Annotated in this window: 9 protein-coding genes; 2 read left to right on the top strand and 7 right to left on the bottom strand. The window is 50.5% G+C overall.

Going from position 1 to position 11,446, the window contains the following annotated elements:
- Together O2597_RS04620 and O2597_RS04615 are read right to left on the bottom strand one after the other, a co-directional pair.
- Positions 1–113 (bottom strand): transposase (locus O2597_RS04620; RefSeq protein ID WP_269523026.1); only part of this gene is annotated, 113 nt, incomplete at its 3' end.
- A gap of 268 nt (positions 114–381) precedes the next feature.
- Positions 382–753 carry a hypothetical protein gene (locus O2597_RS04615; protein WP_269523024.1) on the bottom strand — a complete coding sequence of 124 codons (372 nt, stop codon included), beginning with the start codon at positions 751–753 and terminating at the stop codon, positions 382–384.
- A gap of 738 nt (positions 754–1,491) precedes the next feature.
- On the opposite strand from O2597_RS04615, the gene O2597_RS04610 reads away from it, so the two are divergent.
- Complete coding sequence (locus tag O2597_RS04610) at positions 1,492–5,412, top strand: leucine-rich repeat domain-containing protein (RefSeq protein WP_269523023.1); 3,921 nt, start codon at positions 1,492–1,494, stop codon at positions 5,410–5,412.
- A 293-nt stretch (positions 5,413–5,705) separates the two neighbouring features.
- On the opposite strand, the gene O2597_RS04605 is transcribed toward O2597_RS04610, so the two are convergent.
- From O2597_RS04605 to O2597_RS04590, 4 genes are all read right to left on the bottom strand, one after another.
- Positions 5,706–7,058: a hypothetical protein gene (locus O2597_RS04605; RefSeq protein ID WP_269523022.1), complete on the bottom strand. Its 1,353-nt coding sequence runs from the start codon at positions 7,056–7,058 to the stop codon at positions 5,706–5,708.
- A gap of 123 nt (positions 7,059–7,181) precedes the next feature.
- Positions 7,182–8,285 carry a hypothetical protein gene (locus tag O2597_RS04600; RefSeq protein WP_269523021.1) on the bottom strand — a complete coding sequence of 368 codons (1,104 nt, stop codon included), beginning with the start codon at positions 8,283–8,285 and terminating at the stop codon, positions 7,182–7,184.
- A 148-nt stretch (positions 8,286–8,433) separates the two neighbouring features.
- A complete protein-coding gene (locus tag O2597_RS04595) occupies positions 8,434–8,709 on the bottom strand; it encodes a hypothetical protein (protein ID WP_269523020.1) in 276 nt (91 codons plus the stop codon).
- 442 nt (positions 8,710–9,151) lie between these two features.
- Entirely contained in the window at positions 9,152–10,105 is a 954-nt protein-coding gene (locus O2597_RS04590; RefSeq protein WP_269523019.1) for a hypothetical protein, read from the bottom strand.
- Between the two features lie 82 nt (positions 10,106–10,187).
- Between O2597_RS04590 and O2597_RS04585 the strand changes: the two genes are divergently transcribed.
- Entirely contained in the window at positions 10,188–10,550 is a 363-nt protein-coding gene (locus tag O2597_RS04585; RefSeq protein ID WP_269523018.1) for a (2Fe-2S) ferredoxin domain-containing protein, read from the top strand.
- A 232-nt stretch (positions 10,551–10,782) separates the two neighbouring features.
- Here the strand turns inward: O2597_RS04585 and O2597_RS04580 are convergent, their stop codons facing one another.
- Entirely contained in the window at positions 10,783–11,184 is a 402-nt protein-coding gene (locus O2597_RS04580) for a hypothetical protein (RefSeq protein ID WP_269523017.1), read from the bottom strand.
- Positions 11,185–11,446 lie beyond the last annotated feature (262 nt).

Raw genomic sequence — 11,446 nt, 5'->3', positions numbered from 1 at the left:
GTCGGATGGATCTGATAACGCTTCGCAATCTCGTGGATCGGGTGCTGTTCCCGCAGCGCCTCCAGCGCTACCTTGCTTTTGAACTCGGATGTGAACTTTCGTCTCTTTTTCATTGGTTGCTTTACTTAACCTCGGTGAAGCAACCTGTCCAACTTTACGGGGCCGGCTCAGTGGCCCCGGTTCGACACAAAGAAATGGTTCATCCCGGGTAGGTATTGTTCAAGGTTTCGCATCCAAAAACAATAAAAAGCTCACGCCTCTTTCGTAAGCTTTTTATGTCGAGTTTTTTACTCGTTTGTGCTCCTTAAGTTAGCGCCATTCGCGTTTTCCCCTTTTCAAGGCTTGGCGATTAAGACAATATTACGGACAGTTTACAATTTCCTATAGGTCTTCTAGAACAGCATTTACTCGAGTTTCTTTTTTAACGTAACCGTCTTCGCCGTACAATAAAATCAGAGGATCATCTAGAGGACCTCGCATACTAGACATTCTCTTCGGCTCGAAATCCCATTTTCGATATTCCGTAGTGATGGAGGGTACTCCAGCACCAAAAGTTTCTAAAAAGTAGCGATCTTTGGCTACAGTAATCCGAACGATAGGCTTATCTTCCGATAGAACAACTAGATGATTTTCAAGCAATATCAATTGAACCATATCTCCACTGGGTAAGTCCAAAGACATTGACCGCTTTCGCTCTTGGGAACATGAGCACATCAATAATACGAGCAAAAGCAAAGCAATAGGTTTAAACATGATAATGAAAAATTAATGCAAGTGTTCGTTCACAAATTTTGCTTTTGCACGATCAATATCCAACTTCGTCGGTGGTCCCCAATGTGACAAGTCATAATACGTAGTTCCTCCACGTTTCTCCCATCCGCCTGGAAGAAATGTTCGATTAACATATACCTGATACTCAGCTCTAACACGTATTTACGGCTTAAGATAACTAATCATTATTTCAACTCGGCGCGCTTCCAGCACACCGTCAGGGAGGCATACGGGGGCAAACGCAAAATATAAAGGCTTGACCAAGAACTACCCGCTCCCGGCCAGTTCAACCCCATTTTTCGCCTCCCTTTACCCTCGCCTACTCTTCGTCGACTTCGACCCATATGAAGCCGCGCTCGGAATGGGCAAAAGGGGGTCATGACATTACCTTTGTGGGCAAAAGAGGGTCATGTCATTACCTTTGTGGTTGATCTTCATCCGGAACTCCCCTCTCATCCTCTACCATGGCCCGCAGCCTTCGAATTGAAAAGGAGAACGGAGAATAGCTGCATAGGCAATACACCATAAAAAAAAGGGGTTCACCTCTCCTTTGACTCTCTAGACCGGCGTCGTGTCCGCCATAGCTCGCAAAGCGACGGCGCGAAGCCTTTCCCAAACCCATAGAGTTATAATGGGGCAAATAACGTACAAACAGGCAAGCATTGACAGCAAAATCTGCTTCATTCAGAAAGCTAACGCATTAAGGATAATTATAGAATAATGAGCGCATCCTCCTTCAAGGTTTTCCGTTTCAAGCACTGCATCACGCTGGCACTGCTTGTGTGCGTTGCACCCCTCACCCATGCCCTTACCTCCGGCGACTTCGAGTACACACTCATCAGTGGGGACACCGAAGTTGAGATTACAGGCTACACAGGATCGGGCGGTGCGATTGCCATTCCCACAACCATTGACGGAAAATCAGTCACATCCATCGGAGATTATGCGCTCTCCTACTGCTACAACCTAACCAGCGTGATCATCCCAGACAGCGTCACAACAATTGGGGAGTATGCATTTGAAGGCTGCTCGGGACTTACAAGCATTACCATCCCAAGTAGTGTCACATCCATCGGCAATTATGCGTTCTCAACATACTCTAACCTCAACAGCATTGATGTAGATATAAACAATTCATACTATTCCAGTGTTGACGGCGTATTATTTGATAAATCGCAAACGACCATCATCCAATACCCTCCGGGCAAAACTGGCTCTTACACGATTCCGGGAAGCGTCACAACTATCGGGACTGGCGTGTTCTATTACTGCTACGAACTCACAGCCATCACCATCCCAAGCAGCGTCACATCCATTGGGATAAGCGCTTTCGAGGGCTGCTACGGCCTCACTAGCATCGACATGCCAAGTAGTAATATCGTAGCCATCGCAGAGCGCGCATTCAGCGACTGCCCGGAACTGGCTAGTGTCACGATCCCGAGCAGCGTCACATCCATCGGTAGCCGTGCTTTCGAACGATGCTACGGGCTCACCAGTGTGACCATCCCGACCGGCATCACAGCCACCGAAGATTATGTGTTCTCTGACTGCACAGCACTCACCAGCATCAGTATACCAAACAACATCACAACCATTGGAGAGGGGGCATTCCAAAACTGTTCCGGTCTCACTGGTATAATTCTTCCAAACAGCGTCACGTCCCTCGGGGATTATGCATTCAACGAATGCTCCGGTCTTACCAGTGTAACCATCCCAGGCAGCATTACGGCTATCGGCGATTATGTGTTCTCTCGTTGCACCGGGCTCACCAGTATGAGCATCCCCAGTAACATCACAACGATCGGCAATTATTCGTTCTTTGCCTGCACGGGCCTCACCGATGTCACGATCCCCAGCAGCGTAAACCAAATAGGCGATCGGGCATTCTACAGCTGCACCAGCCTCACTGGTGTGACAATCCCAAGCAGCATCACCGCCATTGGCAGTCACATATTTTTAGGTTGTTCTAGCCTGACCGACATTAATGTGGATGTAGGCAACCCGAACTACTCCAGCATTGACGGCGTATTATTCGACAAATCCCAAACGACACTCATCGATTATCCGGCAGGCAGAAGTGGCTCTTATGCGATCCCAGGTAGCGTCACGTCGATCGACGCTTATGCTTTCTACGCCAGCACCGGACTCACCGATGTCGAGATCCCAAGCAGTATCACATCAATCGGGTATTCAGTATTTGGACATTGCACCGGACTCACCAGTATTAACATTCCGGACAGCGTCACATCTATCGGTCACGACTCGTTCTCATATTGTGCCGAGCTCACCAGTGTGACGATCCCCAGCAGCGTCACATCTATCGGATTTTATGCCTTTGAGCAGTGCTCAAAACTCCGGAATGTCATTTTCCAAGGAAACGCTCCTTCAGGTATTGATGCAAATACCTTTCGCAACAATGCAGCGGGATTCATCATCTATTTCTACGGATGGAAAACAGGATTCACGACACCGTATTATTTGGGCTATACTTGCAGGAAGCTAATAAGCTATCAAGTAAACCCCGACAACACAGTGACGATCACCGACTCTTATCCTGGGGTATCGGGAACCTTAACCTTGATAATTCCTGACACAATTGAGGGCTTTCCTGTCACGTCGATCGACGCTGACGCGTTTTACGACTTCACCGGCCTCACCAGTGTTGAGATCCCAAGCACCGTCACGTCCATCGGGAATTCTGCGTTCGACGGTTGCCCGCAACTCATCGCCATTAATGTTGATACAAACAATTCTGACTACTCCAGTATGGATGGCGTTTTATTTAATAAGCCCCAAACAACACTTATCCGATATCCGCGAGGCAGGGATGGCTCCTATGCGATTCCACTCAGTGTCACATCCATTGAAGAGCGGGCATTCATCTTCTGTAAGGGTCTCTCCAGCGTTGAGATCCCGAGTAATGTCATATCCATCGAGGACTATGTGTTCTCCAGTTGCTCGGGACTTACGAGTGTCAACCTCCCTGACACCATCACATCCATCGGAAACTATGCGTTCTCCGGTTGCTCGGGAATCACGAGTGTCAACCTCCCTGACACCATCACATCCATCGGAAACTATGCGTTCTCCGGTTGCTCGGGAATCACGAGTGTCAACCTCCCTGACACCATCACATCCATAGGCAACTATGCGTTCTCCGGTTGCACTGGAATCACTGACGCTGTCATTCCAAGCAGCCTTACATCGATTGGGAATGGCTTGTTCGAACGGTGTTCGCACCTTGCCCAGGTGACTATCCCCGACACCGTGGCATCCATCGGAGAATCTGCATTTGAGCAATGCTATAACCTCACCAATGTGACGATACCAAACAGCGTTGCATCCATAGGCAACAATGCGTTCTCCGATTGCTTGAAACTTGCCAGTGTGACTCTTCCAAGCGGGGTTGCATCTATCGGAGACTCCGCGTTCGAGAACTGCCCGGAACTCACCAGCGTTGCCATTCCGGACACCCTGACAAACATGGGGGGACGTGCGTTCTACAACTGCTCGAAACTGGACAGCCTCACAATACAAAGTGGTGCCACTTCCATCGGTCTCCGAGCGTTCTCCAACTGTTCCAGCCTGACGGATGTGACGGTTCCTGGCAGCGTCACAAACATCGGAGAAAGTGCATTCTCCAGCTGCTCTGAGCTCACAAATGTTAACATCCAAAGCGGCGTGATAAGCATCGATAAAGGAGCATTCTCCTACTGCCCCAAACTAATGAACATCATAATCCCAAGCACCGTCACGTCCATAGGGGATTCGACCTTCTACAGCTGCTCCAGCCTTACGAGTGTGGCAATTCCAGATAGCGTCATAAGCATCGGGTATGCAGCCTTTCAAAACTGCCAAAATTTGACGAATATTGATGTCGATGCCGACAATTCTTCTTATTCCAGTATTAACGGCGTGTTGTTTGATAAATCTCAAACAGCCATCCTCCAATGTCCGGGAGGCATGGATGGTCCTTATGTAATTCCAGACAGCGTCACATCCATTGGGAATTATGCGTTCACACTTTGCTCGGGACTCACCAATGTGACGCTTTCTAGCAACGTCACTTCGATAGGAATCTATGCATTCGAACGCTGCAATGGGCTTACCAGTATAGTCATTCCACGCTCCGTCACTTCTATCGGAAGCCGAGCGTTCCAGTACTGCTTCAAGCTCGAAAGTGCTATTTTCACGGGGAACGCCCCCAGTTCTGTCGAATATCGGGCCTTCTACTATACTGCGTCAAACTTCACGGTTTATTTCTATGAGGATGCGAGTGGCTTTACTATGCCGAATTGGGAAGGTTATCCCTCTGTAAAACTGAATCTAGCTGAGAACAACGATGCTGACAACTTGCCCAACAGCCTGGAGCGCTTATTGGGAACCAACCCTTTAAATGAGAATTCACGCTTAACGACTCGCCTGAGCCAAGATGGATCGGGGCTTAAGATTTACTACGGACCACACAGTGATAGCTGCCTTTTTGCCGTGGAATCGACGACCGACTTATCGGATCCCGATAGCTGGCAGGAAGTCAGTGGATTGAGCTTCGAGGGCGATACAAACGAGAAAGTCGCTAATTTGCCGACCACAAGCGAAAGCTCGATCTTCTATCGCTTAACAGTCAGCGAAGCGCCGTAAAAGAAGAAAAACCAAGGTTTTTCTTCTAGAGGGCCTAAACCCAAATTTCGACAACTCCTCCCATGTCATCTTCTCCTTCCCCGACAAGAATCTTCAGAAGTCCCCTTCTTACAGCACTGCCCGCACGCTTCGGAACGATCTAATCCCTTGGGAAGCGCTCTAGAACCCGTATGGATTGCGGGGGTAAAGGGGGTCAAACGCAATGGGGGCACTGGTGTCTCCTTTGCCTCACTCTAACGTTGCCAGCAATCAGGCCCACAAAGTCTGATCTTATATTGCCTGACCTGAAGGAGTCAATGGCCAGTGGCCGCCTCCTCTATCCCCTTCATCGCAGCCTGCACTTCATCGACGTAGCTCTTAATATTGTCAATCGTGCTTTGCCGGATCTTCGGCCTCGACCCATAATCCGGTTGGAACGCGATTTTCATAGGTAAAGCCTGCACGAATGCGTGAATTTGGTCCCAAGACGCATTGCGGTAATTCGCCACACACTCCGGGCAATAAGCAAATTTCGGGTCTTGCGAAAAATAGAACTGCGTATTGACACAGGGCTTATTATTCGGCGCGTCATCGAAGGAAATTCCCTGCGAACGTTCGACGTAGTATTTGAAGTGGCGGATGATCATCGCAGCCAAACGCCGGGTACGCTCTCCTTCATCCGAGATGTGGCTCTGAAGTAAGTCCGTGGAAATGACCGTCCCCAAGCCCATACGGTAAAGATCGCGAACTTGACCGCGCCCATAGACGAGGAAGCGCCGGTTGACGACAAAAAGCTGGTTGATCGCATCCTCCGGCGGTTTACGCGCACTGGCCAAATAGCGAAGCAAAGTCTGTCCTACATAGCCGCTCAAATCATTCGTATAGACATCCCGTTGGGTGGGCTCCGGAATCGCCGGCCGGATGATAATCCGGGTGCCGAAAAAGCGGGAAGCCATATCGGCCGCGGCATCCAGCAATTCCAAGTCGATTTCTCCGACCGGTTGGAGATACATATGGTAATGCTCCGGAATGGCCCGGATCTCATTGGCCTTCAACCACGGGCTGGGCGCTCCGGCAATCTTCTGGAGCCAGGCCCGGTAGTCTTTTTCGTTACTGAAGCCATATTGGCCGATCGCCTTCCGCTTGAGGAGCATTTGCGCGCGCAAAGCCGCATCTTCATTCAAATCCAATTTAAGTTCCGCCTTGAGCAAATGCCACTGGACAACAGGCATGTTCTGGAATTCGCGGTCCAATTGCTTTAATGTGTCCAACAATTCCCGGGGGGAAAGATTTCGCTCTAAAATCTGTCCCAAATGATCAAAATCGCCAAAGGTGGTCCATTTCCCGGAACGGATCCGGCGTAGGCTGATTGCGACTTCCCCCGCTTCGTTACCCATGCGCCGGTAATGATTGGATGCCTGCAAGTAGGAACGATTCTGGTAAACCGATTCCGGAAGGTTTTCGATAAAACGCTCCGCTTCTCCCGGGCCCGCACCTAAGCTCAAAAGACAGATGTAATCCGAAGCCAAAATCCAGTCGTCCGCCGGATCCACCAAACCGTCCTTTGCCAGCGCCTGGTAAATTTGAAGGGATTCCGTCCAATCGCCATTGTGGAACAAAGCATCCGCAATGATTTCCTTCTCGGCATCCTGTCTCGGGGAAGGCATCGTATACCGAAGTAATTCGACGACGTAATCGTTAAAATCCTTTTGCACTTGCGGCATCGCGATCGTCTGCCAATCCCGATGGTATTTCAAACAATTCGGATGCAGGTAAAGCAAATCAGGTACTTAATGGAGCGCTCCCAATTCGCCATAAGTATCCTGCGCGACCATGCGGGCCGCCAATATCAGATCCAAAGCCTGGTTTCGCGCCCATAATTCTTTGCCCAAGCGTCTGGCCAATTCCCAGAGGATACGCGCTTCTTCCAGGTTTTTCGCCGCTGGAGATTCTTCCAGCACCGGAATCGAGGGGATCGATTGCAACATTGCCGGAATGGCAAATTCCAGAGTATCCACCGCTTCTTCCATATCCTTGGCTCGAATCTCCCGGGCCGCCAAAACCAATGCATCCTGAGCGCGCACGATAAAAAGATTCAACCAAAGCTCACTGGAAGCAGTCGTCACGTTACCGGTCAAAAGATAATCGACACCAAGCTCATGGCCGACGGCAGCCGCCACTTGTTCCGTCGCTCCAGCATAGTAAGATAACGAAGCTTCTTCGACATTTGCTTCACTGAGCATCTTCGCCTTCGGCAGTTCCCTGGCCAATAACTCCGCACTTAAGTCGGTAAGCCTTTCCGAAGAATCCGTCGCAATTCCATCATCCCGGCCCAGATCCAGCCAAGGCAGGACCGCCCACTCCTTTCCCTCCAGCATTTGCGGGATGGTCGACGCCACCGGCCGTTTCTGAAGCGAGAGCAAATCTTCCAGTTCCCGGACCGTGCGATCCGCGGCGGTTTCAATTAGTTCGGAGACGGAGCCGAAAGTCAGTTCGTGGCGAAGCACTTTACTGTTCTTGCGCCCGGTTATCGCAGTATAGTTAATCCCCAATACCACCGTTCCCGATTTTTTACTCAACTCCGGAATCAGTAAAAAATCCGCTGCCGGAGGATACGGGAAGGTCTGCGGGTCGAGCGAAGCCAGGGCCAAGCGGCGCTGCTCCTCGAATAAGGGAATTCCGTTGCTTCGGGTTAGAACCACGCATTCGTAAGTTTCGCTCAGCTCGGCAAGAATCGCATTCCGGAGGAGGACAAGCTCGGCGGGATCATTCAGAACATTGTGGTCAAGCACCGGCGAAAGTGAGAGCGTCAGCGGACGGGCCAACAAAAGACGGGGAAACAAAGCAATGAAAACAAAGCCGAGTGTGACGAGAAAACGAATAAGTCGAGGCATGACGGAATATCCTCGAAGGAATGCCCCGAAAAACAAAACCTATTCTACGCAAGTTATTGCCTAAGCTTTGCGGGGCCCAAAAAGGGCCAACCGCAAAATATAAAGATTTGACCGAGCACTCCCCGCCCAGGGTTCACCTTTCCCTCGCCTACTCTTCGTCGACTTCGACCCAGATGAAGCCGCGCTCGTAGGTGCCGAGAGGAAGCGACATACGGAAGCTGCGGCATTCCCAGTCGGCGCCTGAGACGTCGTCGTAATGGCCGAGCACCGGTAAGCCGTCTGAGAGTACCGGCGTGATTTCTTCCACGACGATAGCCGGATCGGTTGCTTTCAAATCGGTGGCCGACACCACACGACAGATAACACCGTCAACCGGATCCGACTCCAGTGGATCACCCGAGAAGGTGGCCCCGGTTCGACACAAAGAAATGGTTCATCCCGGGTAGGTATTGTTCAAGGTTTCGCATCCGAAAACAATAAAAGCTCACGCCTCTTTCGTAAGCTTTTTATGTCGAGTTTTTTACTCGTTTGTGCTCCTTAAGTTAGCGCCATTCGCGTTTGCCCCTTTTCAAGGCTTGGCGATTAAGACAATATTACGGACAGTTTACAATTTCCTATAGGTCTTCTAGAACAGCATTTACTCGAGTTTCTTTTTTAACGTAATCGTCTTCGCCGTACAATAAAATCAGAGGATCATCTAGAGGACCTCGCATACTAGACATTCTCTTCGGCTCGAAATCCCATTTTCGGCAAAAGGAAGGGGTCAAACGTAGAATTTAAATGTCGACTCAACAGAACCTCCGGAAATCCCCTTCTTTTAGCTCTGCCCGCACGCCACGGAACGCTCTGATCCCCTGGGAGGCGAGCTAGAATCCGCGCGGATTGCGTGCATTGCCGCGCATCCGCTGCTGCTTCGGTGCAGGCGGATTCTCCAGATAGAGGGCATACCATTGATCCCCCAGCCCGGCATTCGAGAAACTTTTGACTCGATCATTGGATAGGTGCTCCCAGTTCTTTTGGAAGAGATCGTTTCCTGTTTTCTCTTTGGCCTTCAGAAGAACCTGACGGGCTTCATCCACTTGGCCCACCTGAACGTAAATCCACGACATCAAGCCGTAGAGCAAAGTCCCTCGATCGCCCCAAGCCCACCGAATCCGGCGCTTGTAGATCTTTTCAGCGCCCGCCAAGTCATCTTTCTGATAACAGCGCGCCATTCGCATGGCCGCCGTCAGGGGGTCGATCATCATCGGGCCCCTCAGAAAACCGCAAGTGGCCAGGATCTCGTCCACCTGTTTAAACTCCTTGAGCTGATAGTAAAACTGAAAGCGCATAGTGGCGATCTGGCGCCCTGTCATCAAAGACCACTTCCGAAAGGGTTCGAGCCGCTCGGTGAACGCGAGCCCCTCCTTGAGCATGGCTTGTTGATCCATTTCGAGCTGGCGTTGCATCTGCTTAATGTTGCCGCCCGGCTTGTTCTGAAACATCTGCACCTTCCGCTGCATGCGCCCCTGAGCGGCTTGCATACTTTTCTGAAGTTCGCCTTGGACTTTGGTCATCTTTTTCCGAACCAAGAATCCTACGAGGAAGAACGTGCCGACAAACGCAAAAATGCTCCAGAAGATCGCCGCACCCGTGCTGGTGTGCGAAGTGATCAAGGTGCCAGCCAATGCGGCCGCGACAAGCGCTGAAATAAGAAGTGTAAGCATACTGAGCGACCTTTGTGTCGAGGGTGCAGAATGGGGCAAACGCAAAATGTTCGGCCGTTCATCATGATCGAGATTAACCGCAGAGTGCGCGGAGGGCGCAGAGAGAAACTGCACTTTACCATCTTGAACTCGGCGTCACTTCTTGACTACGGAAGGTATCTACCGGAATGATGAGACTATCAATGCTTCCTCGGACATGACGGACGAACTCAACAAAAACGCGGCTGCGCTCGGTATAACCAAATACAAGCGTCATATCTTTTTGTGCGCCGATCCGACGAAGCCTAAATGTTGCGCAACAGCCCAAAGCCTTGATTCGTGGAACTATTTGAAGCAACGCTTGAAGGAATTAAACCTCACAGGGCCGGAAGCACTCGTCTATCGCTCAAAGGCAAACTGCCTCCAAGTCTGCACACGCGGTCCGATCGCGGTGGTGTATCCTGAAGGAACCTGGTATCACTCCTGCACCCCGGAGGTGCTCGAGCAAATCATCCAAGAACACTTGATCCACGGCCGCCCCGTCGAAGCCTTTGCGTTCGCCCACAACCCGTTGACTTAGCAAGCAGAGGTAAAACTGAAGTGGGCCCCAAGAGGTCAAAGGTAGAATTTAAATATCATGGCTCCACTCTCTCCTCACTGACGTAGCTGAGGTGGCCGCAAAAATGCACAGAGCACGCAAAAGCGGTCCAACGCCACCCACTCTGCGATTTTTGCGCTTCTTTGCGGCTAAAAGTTCAGACGCTCATCGCCTGGAGGCCTAAAAGAGGTCAAATGCAAAAGATATAGATAGATCATTGGCCCAATAGATGGAAGGCCTTCAGAAAGGCTTTTTTCGTCTGCTCGAAACGTTGATGTCCATCAAAGTTGAGACGGCGTTCCTTAACAGTGAAAGCTGGAAAGATGTAGCCCCAATTTGAATTGCGGGCGAAGGCAACCACCCAATTCACACGACTCTCCTTCCAGCTATTCTTGAGCCTGTGTGCTTCGTCCCGAGCCCCAACGGTTTTGATCTGGATCCGATAGAAATTGGGTCCATCGGAGATCAGAAGATCCGTGCAGTGTCCGTTGTCCAATTTCGGCTCGTAGACCTCCCATCCGTCGTGCATGAGCCAAGCTGCAACCTCATGCTCATATGCTGAATTTTTAAGGACTTGGCGGGTGCCGCGTTTAATTGATGTCTTTCGTGATGGCATAGCTATTCGCAATTATTGATGAAGAATTTAGTGAGGACCGGGGATGCATTACGCACCCAGATCGCTTAACTCATCATCAGTTGCGAATTACTCGCCGCTGACTGTCTAGCGGATGACCAGTAGGACATTGCGTCCCAAGGCATCTAAATGAAATGCCAGAATCATATAATAGGTCAAGCTCCCAAGAGGGCTAAAAGGGGCAAACGTATAAAATAGAATCCCCCACCCTCTGACGATGCCCGGAAGGCTTAAAACTGTTCAA

The organism is Coraliomargarita parva, assembly GCF_027257905.1.
Taxonomy (GTDB): Bacteria; Verrucomicrobiota; Verrucomicrobiia; order Opitutales; family Coraliomargaritaceae; genus Coraliomargarita_A; species Coraliomargarita_A parva.
This window is presented reverse-complemented; position numbering and strand designations above follow the sequence as displayed.

Coding starts and splice junctions, on each gene's coding strand:
- O2597_RS04615 (WP_269523024.1), bottom strand. CDS start 753: ATGTTTAAACCTATTGCTTTGCTTTTGCTCGTATTATTGATGTGCTCA.
- O2597_RS04610 (WP_269523023.1), top strand. CDS start 1,492: ATGAGCGCATCCTCCTTCAAGGTTTTCCGTTTCAAGCACTGCATCACG.
- O2597_RS04605 (WP_269523022.1), bottom strand. CDS start 7,058: ATGCCTTCCCCGAGACAGGATGCCGAGAAGGAAATCATTGCGGATGCT.
- O2597_RS04600 (WP_269523021.1), bottom strand. CDS start 8,285: ATGCCTCGACTTATTCGTTTTCTCGTCACACTCGGCTTTGTTTTCATT.
- O2597_RS04585 (WP_269523018.1), top strand. CDS start 10,188: ATGACGGACGAACTCAACAAAAACGCGGCTGCGCTCGGTATAACCAAA.
- O2597_RS04580 (WP_269523017.1), bottom strand. CDS start 11,184: ATGCCATCACGAAAGACATCAATTAAACGCGGCACCCGCCAAGTCCTT.